Genomic DNA, 17,361 nt, shown 5'->3' with positions numbered 1-17,361 from the left:
TCCCGTCATTCCGTCCTCCCTGTTTGATGTGCCGCCAGCAGCCCCGTCAGCGGCCGGTTGAGCGTGCGCAGCAGCAGCGCCGCGACGGCCGCGATCGCCGCCAGCAGCGCGAAATAGGCGGCGTGCCCCATCCGGCTCCACAGCGTGCCGACCAGCCCGGCGGCCAGGCTGCCACTGAAGATCGTGACGTACCAGGCGGCGACCGTGGTCGCGCCGAGGCCCTCAGGCGCCAGCCGCGCGAACAGGCCCAGGCCGGTCGGCAGGATGAACAGCTCGCCGAAGGTGAACACCGCGAAGAACAGCACCAGCCAGCCCCAGGCGGCGCGGCCGTCCGCTAGCAGCGCGACTGCGGCAAGCAGCAGATAGGCGCCGCCGACCATCAGCGCGCCCGTCGCCATCTTGCGCGCCGGCGCCTCCCGACGTCCTCCCTCCGAACGCTGCCGCCAATAGCGGAGCAGGGGCGGCGTCATCAGCATCACCAGCAGCGGGTTCAGCGACTGGAACCACGTCATCGGGATGGTGAAGGCGCCGGCTGCCCGGTCGATGCCGGCATCGGCCCACAGCGCGACGGTGTTGCCGACCTGCTCATAGGCGCCGCGGAACACAGTGACGGACAGGGCGATGCCGGCCAGCACCAGCACCGTCCGCCGCTCGAACCTTCCCGTTGGTTCCGCCGCCGTTACCCGCCGCTCCTGGGCCGGAAGGTAGCGTCTGCCACCCAGATAGATCAGCAGGCCCAGCACCATGCCGATCCCGGCCGCGCCGAAGCCGTAATGCCAGCCGTACAGCTCGCCCAGCGTGCCGCAGATCAGCGGCGCGAGGAATCCGCCGATGTTCACGCCGACATAATAGACGTTGTACGCCCAGCCGACGCGCGGGTCACCGGGCTCGTAAAGGTCGTCGATCTGGCTTGGCAGGCTCGGCAGGAACAGGCCGTTGCCGATCGCGATCGTTGCCAGCGCCGGATAGAAAAGCGGCTCGAACGCCATCATGAAATGGCCGGCGGCCATGATGCTGCCGCCGGTGATGATCGCCCGCCTTTTGCCGAGCAGCCGGTCGGCGACGACCCCGCCCACGATCGGCGTGAAATAGGCGCAGGCGGTGTACGCCCCGTAGATGACCGAGGAGCTCCCCTGGCCGATCATCAGCTGCTTGGTCATGTAATAGACCAAGAGCGCCCGCATGCCGAAATAGGAGAATTGTTCCCACATGTTGGTGAGGAAGAGGATGGTGAGGCCGGGCGGCTGCCCGAACCATGCACGCTCGCCGCTCACGCCACCTTCGCCGGCGCGCCGCCCCAGACCTCCGGCCCGGCCCAGATGTCGCCGTCGCGATAATCAACCGCCGGCGAGCAATCCCTGGTCAGGAACGTGGGTCCATCGAGATCGACCAGGTCGCAAAGCTGGCCGAGCACGAACGCTGGGGCCATCGCGAGACTGGTGCCGACCATGTTGCCGACCATCACGCCCAGGCCAAGCCGCCTAGCCTCCTCGGCCATCATCAGGCCCTCTGTCAGGCCGCCGCATTTGTCGAGCTTGATGTTGATCACGTCGAACCGGCCGACCGCGCCGGCCACGTCTGCCAGCGAAAGGATGCTCTCGTCGCCCGCGATCGGGATCGGCGAGCGATAGCCCTGCAGGTCGGCCTCGCGCCCGCGCGCGATCGGCTGTTCGATCAGCGACACGCCCAGCGCCTGCATCGCCGCGACGAGCGCATCGAGCTGGCCGATCGCGAAGCCCTGGTTTCCGTCGACGCCCAGCCAGGCGTCCGGCCGGGCGGCGCGGATCGCGCGCACCCGCTCGATGTCGAGATCGAGCTCACCGGTCAGCTTGATCTTGATGGAGCGCGCTTCGGCATAGCGCCGCGCGCCCTCCGCCATCGTCGCGGGGCTGCCGGCGCCGAGCGTGAAGGTGGTGCGGAGCGGCCGTGGCGACTGCAGGCCCGCGAGCTGCCAGACCGGCAGGCCGGCGCGGGCGGCCTCCAGCTCCCACAGCGCGCAGTCGACGGCGTTGCGCGCGCCCCCGGGCGGCAGCAGCCCGCGCAGCTCCTGCCGGCCCGGCCCGGCCTCGATCGCCGGGCGGGCAGCCTCCAGCGCCGCGACCATCGCCGGCACGTCGTCGCCGGTATAATAGACGCCGGAGGCTTCGCCGCGGCCGCGGTGCTCGCCGTCGCTCAACGTGACGACCACCACGTCCGACGTCTCGAACACATAGCCCGAGATGCGGAAGGGAGCGGCCAGCCGCAGCGTCTCGGTGCGGATGTCGAGCGACAGCGCCGGCATCAGTAGCTCACGGTCATCGCGATCAGCCGGAAGGCGATGGCGACGTAGAGCACCAGCAGCGTCGACAGGAAGACGAGCAGGCTCCACAGCTTGCGCGTCCAGCGGCGGCCGTCGCGCCAAGTCAGCCACAGGTTCCAGCCGCTGATCAGCACGGCGCCTACGAAGATGATCGCGCCGGCGATCTGAAGCAGCCACAGCCAGAAATCGAACGCGCCGGCGAGGTTCTCCAGACTGCTGAACAGCATCGAGATCACAACCAGCCAGCCGATCAGCACCGCGAGATCGAGGCCGGCCATGATCCGCGTCGCACGATAGGCCTGAAGGGCGCGGCCGCTGACGCCGACCGGCGCCTTGTAGCGGCGACGGATCGCCCAGGCGACCGGCCAGTACAGGAAGGTCAGCAGCAGCACGGCGATGCTGAGGTACAGCGCCGGCAGGATCCAGGCGGAGGACAGGCTTGCCGGGACCCGGTCGAAGACCATGAAGGGCGAAATCATGTCGAAGCTCCAGCGGACGACCTTGCCGTCGACCACTTTCGCCGCCAGCCGCTCATGGCCGCCCTTTTCGCGCCAGACGAACGGGGCGATCTCGACCCATTCGCGGACCCGTCCGTTCAGGCCCTTCAGCTCAGGCACGACCAGTTCACCCTTCGGGCCGACCGTCACCTTGGTCTGGCCGAACAGGCCGATCGCCTTCAGGAAGCTCGATTCGGACCGGCGGCTGTTTTCCCACACGCCCGCCATCATCCGGGCATGTTCGGCCGCGGTCTTCTGGTCGACCTGCCCGTCCTTTGTCGTGGACGGGAAATAGCGGTCGGCGAAATCCTGGAACAGCGCGCCGCGCAGCGCCCCCACCGCGCCCTGCTTGCCCGGGCTGTTGAACGAGACGTAGAGCCCGACGCCGTCATTGATGAACAGGTGCAGCGAGGTGTGGAACGCCGAGGTGTCGCCGAGATGGCCGATCACTTCGCGGCCGTTGATATTCGTCTCGAAAAAGCCGAGCTCCATCCGGTTCAGCGGCGGGATCAGCGAATAGGGGTTCACCCTGGCGAGCGGACTGTTGTGCATCGTCGCGGCGGTCTGGGCCGACAGGATGCGCTTTCCGTTCAGCTCGCCGCCCTGAAGATGGGCGAGCATGAACCTGGCCATGTCGATACCGGGCGCCGACAGCGACCCGGCGGGGGCCGGGCCGACGATCTCGAATTTGTCCGCCTTACCGGGCTTGGCATAGCCGGTCGCCATCTGCGGCACGAGACGCGCCGGGAGCGGCTGGCGGAAGGTCGAATCCGTCATGCCCAGCGGCGCGAAGATGTGGCGCTCGACATAGTCGTCGAACGGCTCGCCCGACACGCGCTGGACGATATAGCCCGCCAGCGCCGTCGCCCAGTTGGAATAGGCGGGCGTGGTCCCGGCGTCGTAGATCCGCTCCGGAGCCGAGGACTTCAGATATTGCTCCAGCGACTTCAGATGATCTGCGTCGTAGAAGATGATGTCCTTCGCGTGCTCCTCGAAACCCGCAGTGTGGGTCATGATCTCGCGCAGCGTCGCCGGCTGGCCCTTCCGTGGCGGGATCTTGAAATCGAGATAGGCATTGACGTCGCGGTCGAGGTCCAGCTTGCCCGCCTCGACCAGTTGCATCACCGCCGTCCAGGTGACCAGCTTGGAGACCGAGCCGGGACGGAACAGCGTTTTGGCCGGATCGACCGGCGTGCGCTTGGCGACGTCGGCATAGCCGAAGCCGCGCGCGGTGACGATTTGCCCGTCCTTCACGATCGTAACGACCGCGCCCGGAATATCGCCCGAATGGAGCGCGTAGGGCATGTAGCCGTCGAGCCAGGCGTCGACGTCCACCTTGGTCAGCGCATGGCCGCCCGGCTGCGGCGGCGGCGTCACCGGCGGCGCCGGCGCGATCTGGGCCGACTCGGTGGGAGCGAGGGTAGGCGCCAGTTTCTGCCCCTGCTGCGCCAGCGCGACGGTCGCCGCCAGGGCCAGCACGCCGGCCGTTATCGACTTGATCGTCCTCATGATTTTGCTCCCGCTCTCCCCATGGGATTGCTCCCGACCCGGCCTGCAAGTAGTATCGGCCGAAATATGTTCTGATTGGGATGTCTTATCCTAATCAGAAAATTGGTCAATAATCAGGAGAAGTGGTTTCGTGGCATCGCCCGTCCCGACCCTAGGCGCGCTGCTGCGCGGGCTCAGGAGCCGCAATAATTGGACGCTCAAGCAGATGAGCGAGGAAAGCGGAATTCCTATCTCAACCCTGTCCAAGGTCGAGCATGACCGGCTGACGCTCACCTATGACAAGCTCTACCAGCTGAGCCAGCGGCTCGGCATGCGCATGTCCGAGCTGTTCGCGGAGACGGACGACGACGCGTCGCAGCCGGTGACGGCGCGCCGCAGCCTGGGCGACATGGCGCGGTCGGTCCGCGTTGAGACGCCCAATTACGATTATTACTATCTCTGCACGGAGCTTCGGCGGAAGCGGATGATCCCGGTGATCTCCAAGATCCGCGCGAAGACGGCGGAGCAGTTCGGCGAGCTCGTCCGCCATGCCGGCGAGGAGTTCGTCTATGTGCTGAAGGGCCGGATCATCGTCGCGACCGAGTTCTACGATCCGGTGACGCTGGAAGAGGGCCAGTCGATCTACATCGATTCGAACATGGGCCATGCCTATCTGGCCGCCGAAGGGTGCGACGAGGCTGAAGTGCTGGCGGTCATGTCCAGCGCCGACGAGGAGCTGATGCAGTCGCTGCTCGGCATGCACGAGGAAAAGAAGAGCGAGCAGCTGCAGGTAGCGAGCGGGCAGGCGGCCCAGCCGCGCGACCGCCGCGTCACCGGCCGCGGCGGTCGCCGGAAAGCGGCCGCCGCCTGATCGCTCAGCGGTCGAGCGCCTGCCGCATCGCCCGGGCAAGATCGGCGGTCTCGAACGGCTTGCGCAGCGTCGGCGTGCCGGCGTCGCCGGCCGACGCTTCCAGCATTTCCTCGGGCGCATAGCCGGTCGCGTACACGACGGGCAGCTCCGGACGCCGCTCCCGCACCAGCGTCGCCAGGCGGCGCCCGTTCATGCCCGGCATGACGAGATCGGTGAACAGCAGCGCCACCTCCGGGTGGCGGTCCAGCAGCGCCAGCGCTTCCTCACCGCCCGACGCCTCGATCACCGTGTAGCCGAGCTCCCGGAGCGTCTCGGCGCTCATCCGGCGAACCTGGTCCTCGTCCTCGACCAGCAGGATCGCTTCGTCGGGACGGGCGGTCGGCACACGCACGTTCTTCGCGACGGGCTCCGGCGATGCCGTCTCCTCCCGTCGGTCGCGGGGAAGGAGGATCACGACGGTCGTCCCCCGGTCGGGCGCCGAGGTGAGTTCCAGCGTGCCGCCGGACTGGCTCACGAAGCCGTAAACCTGGCTGAGGCCGAGCCCCGTGCCGCGGCCGACATCCTTGGTCGTGAAGAACGGCTCGAAGGCGCGGGCGGCCACGTCCTCTGACATGCCGTGTCCGGTGTCGCGAACGCTGATCGAGACGAAGTCGCTGCCCTGGCCCGCATCAGTCTGCGCCGCGGAGCTGCGGCGCAGATTGGCCGTCGCGATCGTCACCGCGCCGCCGCCAGGCATCGCATCCCGGGCATTGATCGCGAGATTGAGGATCGCGCTCTCCAGCTGCACCGCGTCGACGAAGCAGCGCCAGAGATCTTCGGCGAGCACAGTTTCCAACCGGACTTCCTTGCCGAGCGCGCGGCGCATCAGCTCGGCCATGCCGAGGATCAGCGCATTGGCGTCGACGACGCGCGGAGCGAGCGACTGGCGGCGGCCGAAGGCAAGCAGCCGCTGAGTCAGCTGGGCGGCGCGGATCGCGCCTTCGCGGGCGTTGCCGATCGCGGTGCACGCCCGTTCCGGCTCCGCCACGCGCCGCTCGGCGAGGTCAAGATTTCCGAGGATGATCGCGAGCATATTGTTGAAATCGTGCGCGATGCCGCCGGTCAGCTGTCCGATCGCCTCCATCTTCTGCATCTGGCGGACCTGCGCCTCGGCCTCGGCGCGCGCCTGCCCTTCGCTGACGAGGCGGGTGTTGGCGTCGCGGAGTTCGGCGGTCCTGAGCTCGACTTCCTGCTCGGTCCGTGCCGCGGCCCGCCGCTGCTGGAACATCAGGATCGCGATCAGCAGGCTGATCAGCGCGCCCGCGCCCGCGACGAGCGCTTCGAGCTGGAAACTCTGCGCGCCGTCGAACCGCGGCGTCGAGGTCAGGCGGACGATCCAGGTCCGCCCGCCCGTCTCGATCCGGCGGACGCGCTGCACCGAAGCGTGCCGCTGGACCGGCCCGGAGCGATAGAGCAGCCGCTGCTCGGCAGCCTCGATGTCGAACACCTCGACTGTCAGTTGCGACAGGTCGCTGCCGGCGAAAGTGGCGTCGAACAGGTCATAGGCGCGCAACGGGCTATAGACCCAGCCGCGCAGCTTTCGCGCGGCGCCTTCGCCGTCGAACAGGGCCAGATAGATCAGAAAGCCCGGCTGCTTCACCGGATCGATCTCCTGCACCAGCCGGACGCGGCCGCTGACGCGTGCCTCGTCCGATGACAGGGCCTGGGTCATGGCCGCGCGGCGGGTCGGCTCGCTCAGCATGTCGTAGCCGATCGCCGCACGGTTGCGACGGTCGAGCGGCTCCAGGTAGCGGATGGCGGAATAGCCGCGGCGCGCGCCTTCGGGCCAGACGCGGAAATCCGGAAATTCCTGGGCCCGTACCTCGCGTTCGAAAGCGACGACGCTGGCCCGGTCGGGCAGATATTGGGCATAGCCCATGCCAAGCACGCCCGCATAATAGCCGCTCAGCCGCAACCGGTCGACGAAGTTGCGGAACTCGTCGGGCCGTACATCGTCGGAGGCCTTGAAGAAGCCGGCGGTCGCGCGAAGCAGTGTCAACTGCGACAACATCCGCGCGCGGATCGCGCTCACCGCATTGTCGGCCAGGACTTCGAATCGGGCGGCGCGGCGCGCGGATTCCGCGTGCGACACCACGGCCGCCGCCGCAATGGACGCCGCGAAGCCGAGCAGGAAGACCAGCAACGGGATCAGGTCGCGGCGGCTGCGCTGCATCGCCCCCGCGTATCATGCGGGGCGCATCTGTCCAGTCGCGGTCAGCTTCCCTTCGGCAGCGCATAGGCAACGATGGCGTCGCCCGCCTTGGTGCCAAGGGTTCCGTGGCCGCCCGCCGCGATCACCACGAACTGCCGGCCGCTGGCTGCGGACCAGTAGCTCATCGGCGTCGCCTGGCCGCCAGCCGGCAGCCGTGCCTTCCACAACACGTTGCCGGTCGCGGTGTCGTAGGCGCGGAGGTAATAATCGAGCGCCGATCCCATGAAGGCGATCCCGCCCGCGGTGACCATCGGTCCGCCGAGCGAGGGCACGCCCATCTTGAACGGCAGCGGGATCGGGCTCTGGTCGCGGATCGTGCCGTTGCGGTGCTGCCAGATCACCTTGCCGGACACGAGGTCGAGGCCGGCGACATAGCCCCAGGGCGGGGCCTGGCAGGGGAGGCCGATCAGCGACAGGAACGGGTTCAGCGCGACCGCGAACGGCGCGCCGTAATTCGGGTTGAAGCCCTTCACGTCCGAACCCTTCATGTCGGAGCCGCTGGCCGGGCCCGTCTCCCCCTGCCGCTCCGGCGCCGGCGCGGGCTTTTGCGGAATCAGCCGATCGACGAACGCCATGTAATTGGGATGGGCAAAGGCCACCATGCGGACCGGATCGATCGCCATCCCGCCCCAATCCATCACGCCGAAATTGCCCGGGAAGACCAGCGATCCCGTGGTCGAGGGCGGCGTGAACGGGCTTTCGTAGCGCAGGCCGCGGAACGTGATCCGGCAGGCAAGCTGGTCCAGCATCGTCGCGCCCCACATGTCTGCTTCCGTGACGCGCCAGTCCGGCATGAAGCTGACGCTGGAGAAGGGCTGGGTCGGCGACAGCCGGTCACCGGCCGCGGGGTCGCCCGGCACCGGCCGCTCCTCGACCGGAAAGACCGGCTGCCCGGTGCGGCGGTCAAGCACGAAGATGTTGCCAGTCTTGGTCGACTGGACCAGCGCCGGCACCCGACCCCGGCCCGGCAGCTCGAGGTCGACCAGCGCCGGCTGGGCCGGCACGTCCATGTCCCAGAGGTCGTGGTGCACCGTCTGGTACACCCAGCGCGGCTTGCCGGTGGCGATATCGAGCGCGATGATCGCCGAGGAGAAGCGCTCCGTCTCGGGAGAGCGGCGGCCGCCCCATTGGTCGATCGCCGCCATGCCGGTCGGCACATAGACGAGCCCGAGCGCCTCGTCGGCTGCTCCGACCATCCAGCTGTTCGGCGTCGACGGTACGTAGCGGCCGGTGCCCGGCGGCTGCGGCGCGGTGTCGTTCGGGTTGCCGGGGTCGAAGCTCCATGCAGGCTTGCCGGTGACGACGTCATAGGCGCGGATCACGCCTGACGGCATGAAGGTCGATTTGTTGTCATAGACCGCGCCGCCCAGGATCGCCAGATTGCCGGCGATCACCGGCGGAGACGTGACCTGCCACCAGCCGCGCTGCCATTCGGGCGCGCCGGGCCACAGATTGACCTGGCCGCCGCTGCCGAAGCTGCGGCAGGGCTGACCGGTCCTGGCATCGAGCGCGATCAGCCTGGCGTCGTTGGTGCCCATCAGGATCCGCTCCGGGCATTCGCCGTTCGGCCCCGGGGCCGCGGCATAGGACACGCCGCGGCAAGTCAGGTGCTGCATTTCCTTGCTGGCGGTGATGTGCGGATCGAAGCGCCAGACCTGCTTTCCCGTCTCCGCATCGAGGGCGAAGACGATGTTGTGCGGCGAGCAGAGATAGACCAGCCCGCCGACCTTGATCGGCGTGACTTCGTAGGTGAATTCGTCCGGATCGCTCGCGCGCTGCAGGTCGCCGGTGTGGAATTCCCATGCCTTTTGGAGCTTGCCGACATTGTCGGGCCGGATCTGGTTCAGTGGCGACCAGCGATCGCCGCGCCATGAGCGGCCATAGGCGGTCCAGTCCTGCTGCGGCACGTTGCCGTACAGGCTCGCCGCCAGCGTTGCGCGCGGGCCGGGCAGCGTGCCGTGCAGGTCGTGGCGGTTCTGGAAAGCGGAGATCAGCGCGACCAGACCCGCGACGCCGAGCGCCACCACCAGCGGCCAGGCGGGGCCGGGCCAGCGGCCGCTCGCCGCCAGCCGCCGGACGATCCATGGCAGCACCAGCACGACGCCAAGGATAACGAGCAGGTCGCCGCGCGGGGCGAGCTGCCAGAAGTCCAGCCCGACCTCGGCGAGGGCCCAGATCATCGTCCCGACCAGAAGCAGCGCATAGAGCCACAGGGCGGCGGGCCGCCGCTGCCACAGCAACACCGCGCAGCCGATCAGCGCGAGCGCAGCGATCAGGTAGTAGAGGCTCCCGCCCAGCACCGCGAGCCAGATGCCGCCGATGCCGAGCACGATGCCGAGCAGCGCCAGGATCGCGGCCATGACCGCAAGCAGCAGCGATCGTCCGGGCCGCGCCGCATTGTCGCCTGCCTGCTGCTGCGTCGCCATGGCTCGCTCCCGATTTTACGAACCCAGGTTAAACACGGCGGGCGCGAAATGGTTCGCGCGCCGGCGCAACCGGGTTATGCGTGGAGAGAAACCAGCGAGAGAGTCATGGCCGAACCGCAGCCCATTTCGCAGAATCCGGACATTCGCTTCCTCGGGCGGCTGCTGGGACAGGTGATCCGGCATTACGGCGGCGACGCGCTCTATCGGCGGACCGAATATATCCGTTCGGCGTCGGTGGACCGGGCGCGCGGGCTGGCCGACGCGGAGTCGATCGATCCGGGGCTCGACGCGCTCAGCCTCGACGACACGCTCGCTTTCGTGCGCGGCTTCATGCTGTTCTCGATGCTCGCGAACCTGGCCGAGGACCGGCAGGGCGTCGCCGCCGAGCCCGAGGCCGACCTCGCGCACGCGGTCGAGAAGCTGCGCGGGGAGGGCATTGGCGAGGACGCGATCGCCGAATTGCTGAAGGACGCGCTGATCGCGCCGGTGCTGACCGCGCATCCCACCGAAGTGCGGCGCAAGAGCGTGATCGACCATCGCAACCGCATTGCCGAGCTGATGCGGCTGCGCGACACCGGGGCGGAAGAGACGTCCGAAGGCGAGCCGGTCGAACTCGCGATCGAGCGGCAGATCGCGCTTCTGTGGCAGACCCGGCCGATCAGGCGCGAGCGGCTCTATGTGGCGGACGAGGTCGAGACCGCGCGCACCTATTTCCAGGACGTGTTCCTGCCGGTGCTGCCCTCGCTCTACGCACGCTGGGAGCGCGCTCTCGGCTTCCGCCCGCCCAGCTTCGTGCGCCCGGGCTCGTGGATCGGCGGCGACCGCGACGGCAATCCGTTCGTCACGGCCGACGCGCTGCGGCTCGCCTTGTCGCGCGGGGCGGAGACGGCGATCGCCCATTATCTTGACCGGCTGCACGCGCTGGGCGGCCAGCTGTCGGTCTCGTCCACCCTCGCCGACGTCGAGCCGGGAGTGATCGCGCTGGCGGAGGCCAGCCATGACGAAGCGGCGGCGCGGATCGACGAGCCCTATCGACGCGCGATTTCCGGCATCTATGCACGGCTGGGCGCCACCTTCGAAGCGCTGACCGGGCACGCGCCGCCGCGCCCCACCCGGATCGCGGGCGACCCCTATGCGGCACCGGAAGCATTGGTCGCCGATCTGCGCGTGCTCGGCCGCTCGATCGGCGGGCAGGGCGGACCGCTCGCCGGGCCGGGGCCGCTCGGGCGGCTGATCCGCGGCGTCGAGACGTTCGGCTTCCACATGGCGACGCTCGACCTGCGCCAGAACAGCGCGGTGCACGAGCGCGTCATCGGCGAGCTGCTTGCGCGCGCAGGCGTCGAGGCGAACTATGCCGCGCTCGATGAGCCGGCCCGCGTGGCGCTGCTGCTGCGTGAGCTCGGATCGGCGCGGCTGCTCGCGACGCCGTTCGCCGACTATTCCGACGAGACCAGGAGCGAGCTGGAGATCGTGCATGCCGCCGCCGAGGCGCATGCGCGCTACGGCCCGGCCGCGATCCGCGCCTATATCGTTTCGATGTGCAAGTCGGTCTCCGATTTGCTCGAAGTCCATATCCTGCTGAAGGAAGCCGGGCTGTTCGCGCCGGGCAAGGCGCCGGCGATCATGGCGGTGCCGCTGTTCGAGACGATCGCCGACCTGGAGGCGGCGCCGTTCATCATGCGCGACTGGTTCGGCCTGCCCGGCGTGGTCGACTGGGCGCGCGAGCGGGGCCGCCAGGAGGTCATGCTCGGCTATTCCGATTCCAACAAGGACGGCGGCTATCTGACCTCGGTCTGGTCGCTGTACCGCGCGAGCGAGGCGCTGCGCGACGTGTTCGCCGACAAAGGCGTGGGGATGCAGCTGTTCCATGGCCGCGGGGGCGCCGTCGGCCGGGGCGGGGGCTCGTCCTTCGCGGCGATCCGGGGACAGCCGAGCGGCACCGTGCAGGGACGCATCCGCATCACGGAACAGGGTGAGGTGATCGCCGCCAAATACGGCACGGCGGAAAGCGCCGCGACCAACCTGGAAGCGATCGCGGCGGCGACTCTGCTCGCCAGCCTCGAGCCGCCGTCGTTGCCCGGCCGCGACAAGGCGCGGTTCGAGGACGCGATGGCCGAGCTGTCGCAGAGCGCGTTCGGCTTTTACCGCAGCCTGGTTTACGAGACCGAGGGGTTCCGCACCTTCTTCCGCCAGATGACGCCGATCGCCGAGATCGCGACGCTGAAGATCGGCTCGCGGCCGTCCAGCCGCACCAAATCCGATGCGATCGAGGATCTGCGCGCGATTCCCTGGGTGTTCAGCTGGTCGCAGGCGCGGGTGATGCTGCCGGGATGGTACGGCGTCGGCCACGCACTGGCGGATTTCGGCGACAAGGGGCTGCTGCGCGAGATGGCGGCGGCCTGGCCGTTCTTCGCCCCGACTCTCGCCAATCTGGAGATGGTGCTCGCCAAGTCCGACATGGGCATCGCCGCGCGCTATGCGGGGCTGGTGGAGGACCGCAACGCGGCGGACGCGATCTTCGGGCGGATCCGCGACGGCTGGCACCGGACCCGCGATGCTCTCCTGGACGTGACCGGCCAGACCCGTTTGCTGGAAAAGACGCCGAGCCTGGATATCTCGATCCGGCTGCGGCTGCCCTATATCGAGCCGCTCAACCTGCTGCAGATCGAGCTGCTCAAGCGGCACCGCGCCGGCGAGGCGGACCCGCGCATCGCCGAGGGCATCCAGCTGTCGATCAACGCGATCGCGACCGCGCTGCGCAACAGCGGCTGAATTTGCGTCCCCGACGGGCTTGCGAACCCGCGCCGGTTTTGAAAGTCTAAGGGCCGGGGAAACAATGGGGAGCATCATGGTGTTGATTGCGATTGCCTTGTTGCAGGCGGCCGTGCCGGCTGCGGCCGATGCGACGGCCGAGCCAGCAGCCGCCGCCACCGCCGAGCAGGCCGAGAACGCCGCTGCGTCGGAGCCGGCAGGGCCGAAGATGAAGCGCGTGTGCCGGATGAAGATCGACCCGCGGGTGGGCACGCTCGCATCGCGGCAGCGGGTTTGCGAGTATGTGCGCGCCGACCGGGATTCGTCGCCGAAATAGCGGCGGCTGGTCAACCGCGCCCCGGCGTGCAAGCTTGGGTGCATGACCGATCCGATCCTCTGCGCGCGTAACGGCGCCGTCCTGACCGTCACGCTCAACCTGCCCGACAAGCGCAACCCGATCTCCGATCCCTTGGTGATCGATGCGCTGGAGCAGGCGCTGCTCGCCGCCGATTCCGATATCGGCGTGCGAGCCGTGATCCTGACCGGGGCAGGCACCGCCTTTTCCTCGGGCGGCGACCTGAAGGCGATGAAGGCGGGGCGCGGGCTGCGCGCGCCGCTGCCGGCCCAGACCCGACGCAATTATCGCGAAGGCATCCAGCGCCTCCCGCTGCTGTTCCACGCGCTCGAAGTGCCGGTGATCGCCGCGATCAACGGGCCCGCGATCGGCGCCGGGCTCGACCTCGCCTGCATGTGCGATATCAGGATCGCGGCGGAAACAGCTGTATTCGCGGAAAGCTTCGTGAAGATCGGGATCGTGCCCGGCGACGGCGGCGCCTGGCTGCTGCCGCGGATCGTCGGCTTTTCCAGGGCGACGGAGCTGGCGCTGACCGGAGAAACCATCGGCGCGGACGAGGCTCTTCGTATCGGCCTCGTCTCCCGCGTCGTGCCGGCCGGCGAGCTCATGGCTGCGGCGCGTGCGGTCGCCGACAGGATCGCCGCCAATCCGCCTCACGCGGTGCGCATGACCAGGCGGCTGCTGCGCGAGGGGCAGACGGCGACGCTGGCGAACATCCTCGAAATGTCCGCCGCGATGCAGTCGCTGGCGCACGCGACGCGCGACAATGACGAGGCGATCGACGCGTTCATCGAGAAGCGCGCCCCGCGTTTCACCGGCGAATAGATGTTCGACGCGCTGCAGCTTGCCTCCATTCCGGCGGAGGACGAGGCGCTGCGGCCGAAGGTCCGCGCACTGATCGCCGAGCATGTGCTGCAGCGGCCGATCACCGATCGCGTGCGATCATGGATGGGCGTCGACGCGGCGTTCAGCCGGGCGCTCGCGGAAGCGGGCCTGCTCGGGCTGACGGTGCCCGCAGCCTATGGGGGCGGCGGGCGGGGGCCGTTTGCGCGCTATGTCGTGGTCGAGGAGCTGCTGGCTGCCGGTGCGCCGGTGGGCCTGCACTGGATTGCGGACCGGCAGAGCGCCCTGCTGATCCTGGGCTTCGGCACGCAGGCGCAGAAGCAGCTCTACCTGCCGCGCATCTGCCGCGGCGAGATCTTCTTCTGCATCGGCATGAGCGAGCCCGGCGCGGGGTCTGACCTGGCCTCGGTCCGTTCCCGCGCTGAACGGACGGAGCAGGGCTGGCGGCTGACGGGGCAGAAGATCTGGACCACCAGCGCCCATCTTTGCGACTATATGATCGCGCTGGTCCGCACCTCCGGAGCGCCCGGGGACCGGCAGCAGGGGCTGTCGCAGCTGATCGTCGACCTGCGCGCGCCGGGGGTGGCGATCCGGGGCATCGAGGACGCCACTGGGCACCGCGACTTCAACGAAGTGTTTTTCGACGGCGTCGAATTGCCGGCCGATGCGCTGCTGGGGACGGAAGGCGCCGGCTGGGCCCAGGTCAATGCCGAGCTCGCCTTCGAGCGGAGCGGGCCCGAACGCATCTGGGCCAGCGCGGTGCTGCTCGACGGCTGGATCGCGCACCTGAAGCGCAGCGGTGCCGGGGAGGCGCGGGTCGAGCGGGTCGGCGCGCTGACGACGCAGCTTGCGGCGCTCAGGACCCTGTCGATCGCGCTCACCGCCCGCCTTGCGGCCGGCGAGCGGCCGCTCACCGAAGCCTCGCTGTACAAGGATCTCGGCACCAGCTTCGAGCAGGCAATCCCTGTCGCCATCGCCGACGATCTGGGCAGCCATCCTGACGAGCCGGTCGCGCCCGAGCTCCGGGCGGCGCTGGTCGAAGCGCTGGCGCTCGCGCCCACCTATTCGCTGCGCGGAGGCACACGCGAGATCCTGCGCGGCATCATCGCGCGCGGCCTGGGCCTGCGATGAGCGAGCTGCTGGCTTCATTCGAGCGGCTGCTCGACACGGCGGGCGGCGACGCGCTTATGCCGGCGCTCGATGTCGCCGGCTTCCTCGACGCGCTGCGGGAGCTGCCCCTCCGTGAGATCGAGCCGTTGCTGCGCGCGCTGGGGCGCCGCGCAATCGACGCGCCGGTCGCCGAAGCGATGGCCGCGCGCGCGGTGCCGGCGCCGTCGCGGGCACTGCTCGCCGTGATCGCGACCGCCGAGATGGCGGGCATCGGCGAGCGGCTGCTCGACATGAGCATCGAACACGCCAACACGCGCGAGCAATTCGGGCGGCCGATCGGCAAGTTCCAGGCGATCCAGCAGCAGCTCGCGGTGATGGCGGAGCAAGTGATGATGACTCGCATCGCGGCCCAGACCAGCTGCGCGCACGGTCTGGAGCCGCCGCTTGCCGCCGCGGCTGTCGCCAAGAGCGCCGCGAGTAGCGCCGCTCCTACGATCGCCGGCATCGCCCATGCCGTGCACGGCGCGATCGGCATCACGCGCGAGTTTCCGTTGCACCGTTTCACCGCCCGGCTTCACGCGCTGCGCATGAGTCACGGCTCCGAAAGCTATTGGAATCGCTTGCTCGGGTCGGCGCGGCTGCAAGCAGACGCCCAGAACTCGCTCGATTTCGTTCGAAGTATTTGACGCCTCGCAGCACGTGAGCGTTAACTATAGCCTGTCCCACGGCGGGGCATGCGATGGTTTCTACTTCCTTTACTATTCGATGCGCTGGGCGCATTCTATCGCTGGATTTGTCGAGTCGCCGGGACAAGGCGGCCATCATCCAGACGCACCGAAACATCGGGGGGTATTGCATGCGCGGGCTTGTCGTGCCGATTGCGATCGCATTTGCGAGCGTCGGCACGGGCGCGCCTGCCGCCCAGCCGATCAGCTATGTCCATCTGACGACCGAACGGCCGTTCGGCAGGGACAATGCCCTTTACGATTTCACTTTCCTGTCGCGGACCGACGATTTCCAGTCGGCGCTCGTCTTCTTCAACCTGAACGGCGGCATCCGCTATGGCTGCGGCGTGCACGCGAACGCCCGTTGCACGCTGCATGCCGCCGGCCAGACGCTGACTCTGGTCGGGCTGAGCAACGGCATCGACGGCAGCTTCGCATGGTCGGGGAATGCCGCACGCGACAATTATCCGCTTGAAATCAGCATCGGGCTGAGGGCGGACGAAGCGGCGCTGGCCGGTTTCGAGAGCAGCATCCAGCTGGTCAGCCCTGTTCCCGAGCCGGCTGCCTGGGCGATGATGATCACGGGCTTCGGGCTGGCGGGGGCCGCCTGCCGCCGTCCGCGCCGGTTCAGCGGAGCTGGCTGTCCTTGCTGCCGCGCCGGTTGATGCCGCCGCGCACGACTGCCGCATCGCGGGTCGACTGACACGCCACGCAGGTTCGCGCGCCGGGCAGGGCCAGGCGCCGGCGCTCGGGAATGCGCTCACCGCAATCCTCGCAATAGTCGGTGCCTTCGCCGGCCGGCATCCGCGCGCGGGCGCCGAGCACGGCGTCCTTTACAGTGTCGTCGATCTGATCCTGCACCGCCCCGTCGGGCGCCCAACCGCCGGCCATCGTCCAAATCCCATCGTGCTCGCAAATCAGTCAGATGGTGCTTGTCGCCGCGGAATCCTAGAAGCGCCCAAGAGCCGGAAAGGCGCGGAAGCCGACTTAGAAACACCGCCGGTGTCCCTACCGGCGGCGCTCGCTGGAGGCAGTTGCAACTTGAGTTAGGCGTGCGCGAGGTTTGTCTTGCGACGGCGCAATGCGGTGCCCAGGCAGGCGAAACCGCCAAGGATCATCGCCCAGGTAGCGGGCTCCGGCACTCCGGGCGCTGGCAAGTCGAACGCCACGGTCGCTGGCGCCATTCGTGCGTCCAGCGTGCCGCTGTAGAGCAGGCCGTTGGCGGCATTGCGGATCTCAACATTGTAGATGTTTCGACCAGTTGCGAGCACCACGCGACCAAACAGAGTCAAACTAGAGAGGTTCTGAGGCGCGGCAAAGGTCAGTTGCGCAAACTCACCCGCGCCTGTTCCTGCCGAATGATATAGGTCGTCCGGATCATTGACTACCCCATCGATCAGATTCTGCGGGCCGTAATATACCGGATTGGGGTGCGGATAGTTGCTGAATGCCGATGTCGATGCAGTCGGAGCAATGTTGATACCGTTATAGTCGTTCGCGACCACCTCAGCGATTTGCAGGTAGTCGGACGCTGGACCTGTAATTCGGATGGTCTTGGCGCCGATCACGGTGGCAGCTTGCACCTCAAACCCAAGCGCCGAAGAGCAGGCTGCAAGCGCAGCCAGGAGAAGTTTGGCTTTCATGTAACCCCCTGTTAACGCGCGAAAACGACTCGCGTCATCCCATGTTAACTATGTTGTTGCGCACGCACTAGACGTTTCAGCCGTTCTGCCTCTCCGGTCCCA

General features: G+C 68.3%; 14 protein-coding genes. 7 read left to right on the top strand and 7 right to left on the bottom strand.

The window, feature by feature from the left end; all coding sequences use genetic code 11:
* Positions 1-5: 5 nt before the first annotated feature.
* The 3 genes from GON01_RS00505 to GON01_RS00495 are packed head-to-tail and all read right to left on the bottom strand — an operon-like array spanning position 6 to position 4,305.
* Positions 6-1,274, bottom strand: a complete 1,269-nt coding sequence (locus GON01_RS00505) for a peptide MFS transporter (protein WP_181600146.1) — start codon at positions 1,272-1,274, stop codon at positions 6-8.
* Positions 1,271-2,281 carry a dipeptide epimerase gene (locus tag GON01_RS00500; protein WP_157025015.1) on the bottom strand — a complete coding sequence of 337 codons (1,011 nt, stop codon included), beginning with the start codon at positions 2,279-2,281 and terminating at the stop codon, positions 1,271-1,273. The genes GON01_RS00505 and GON01_RS00500 overlap by 4 nt, the downstream gene beginning before the upstream one ends.
* The gene (locus tag GON01_RS00495; protein WP_157025014.1) at positions 2,281-4,305 is read right to left on the bottom strand and encodes a serine hydrolase domain-containing protein; all 2,025 of its coding nucleotides are present in this window, start codon (positions 4,303-4,305) and stop codon (positions 2,281-2,283) included. Before GON01_RS00495 ends, GON01_RS00500 begins: the two co-directional genes overlap by 1 nt.
* Before the next feature lie 130 nt (positions 4,306-4,435).
* Between GON01_RS00495 and GON01_RS00490 the strand changes: the two genes are divergently transcribed.
* Positions 4,436-5,155 carry a helix-turn-helix domain-containing protein gene (locus GON01_RS00490; RefSeq protein ID WP_181600145.1) on the top strand — a complete coding sequence of 240 codons (720 nt, stop codon included), beginning with the start codon at positions 4,436-4,438 and terminating at the stop codon, positions 5,153-5,155.
* Between the two features lie 4 nt (positions 5,156-5,159).
* Here the strand turns inward: GON01_RS00490 and GON01_RS00485 are convergent, their stop codons facing one another.
* Together GON01_RS00485 and GON01_RS00480 are read right to left on the bottom strand one after the other, a co-directional pair.
* On the bottom strand, positions 5,160-7,367 hold the full coding sequence (locus GON01_RS00485; RefSeq protein ID WP_157025013.1) for a CHASE domain-containing protein: 2,208 nt from the start codon (positions 7,365-7,367) through the stop codon (positions 5,160-5,162).
* Between the two features lie 41 nt (positions 7,368-7,408).
* The gene (locus GON01_RS00480; protein WP_198159744.1) at positions 7,409-9,832 is read right to left on the bottom strand and encodes a membrane-bound PQQ-dependent dehydrogenase, glucose/quinate/shikimate family; all 2,424 of its coding nucleotides are present in this window, start codon (positions 9,830-9,832) and stop codon (positions 7,409-7,411) included.
* A gap of 105 nt (positions 9,833-9,937) precedes the next feature.
* Between GON01_RS00480 and ppc the strand changes: the two genes are divergently transcribed.
* The 6 genes from ppc (at position 9,938) to GON01_RS00450 (ending at position 16,281) form a co-directional block, all read left to right on the top strand.
* Complete coding sequence (gene ppc / locus GON01_RS00475) at positions 9,938-12,604, top strand: phosphoenolpyruvate carboxylase (RefSeq protein ID WP_157025012.1); 2,667 nt, start codon at positions 9,938-9,940, stop codon at positions 12,602-12,604.
* Positions 12,605-12,680: 76 nt separating this feature from the next.
* Complete coding sequence (locus tag GON01_RS00470; RefSeq protein WP_157025011.1) at positions 12,681-12,920, top strand: hypothetical protein; 240 nt, start codon at positions 12,681-12,683, stop codon at positions 12,918-12,920.
* A gap of 42 nt (positions 12,921-12,962) precedes the next feature.
* Positions 12,963-13,763 (top strand): crotonase/enoyl-CoA hydratase family protein, encoded by an 801-nt coding sequence (locus tag GON01_RS00465; protein ID WP_157025010.1) that lies wholly within the window; start codon positions 12,963-12,965, stop codon positions 13,761-13,763.
* Positions 13,764-14,912 (top strand): acyl-CoA dehydrogenase family protein, encoded by a 1,149-nt coding sequence (locus GON01_RS00460; RefSeq protein WP_157025009.1) that lies wholly within the window; start codon positions 13,764-13,766, stop codon positions 14,910-14,912.
* Positions 14,909-15,577: an acyl-CoA dehydrogenase family protein gene (locus tag GON01_RS00455; protein ID WP_157025008.1), complete on the top strand. Its 669-nt coding sequence runs from the start codon at positions 14,909-14,911 to the stop codon at positions 15,575-15,577. The genes GON01_RS00460 and GON01_RS00455 overlap by 4 nt, the downstream gene beginning before the upstream one ends.
* A gap of 170 nt (positions 15,578-15,747) precedes the next feature.
* The gene (locus tag GON01_RS00450) at positions 15,748-16,281 is read left to right on the top strand and encodes a PEPxxWA-CTERM sorting domain-containing protein (protein ID WP_157025007.1); all 534 of its coding nucleotides are present in this window, start codon (positions 15,748-15,750) and stop codon (positions 16,279-16,281) included.
* Here the strand turns inward: GON01_RS00450 and GON01_RS00445 are convergent.
* Positions 16,244-16,507 (bottom strand): DksA/TraR family C4-type zinc finger protein, encoded by a 264-nt coding sequence (locus GON01_RS00445; RefSeq protein WP_157025006.1) that lies wholly within the window; start codon positions 16,505-16,507, stop codon positions 16,244-16,246. The two genes, GON01_RS00450 and GON01_RS00445, sit on opposite strands and share 38 nt — an antisense overlap.
* A gap of 155 nt (positions 16,508-16,662) precedes the next feature.
* Positions 16,663-17,259 (bottom strand): PEPxxWA-CTERM sorting domain-containing protein, encoded by a 597-nt coding sequence (locus GON01_RS00440; RefSeq protein ID WP_157025005.1) that lies wholly within the window; start codon positions 17,257-17,259, stop codon positions 16,663-16,665.
* Between the last annotated feature and the right edge of the window lie 102 nt (positions 17,260-17,361).

Origin of the sequence: Sphingomonas horti, from assembly GCF_009753715.1 — a bacterium.
In the GTDB taxonomy this organism is placed as follows: Bacteria; Pseudomonadota; Alphaproteobacteria; order Sphingomonadales; family Sphingomonadaceae; genus Sphingomonas_B; species Sphingomonas_B horti.
The sequence above is the reverse complement of the archived record's forward strand: the minus strand, read 5'-3'. Positions and strand labels throughout refer to the sequence as shown.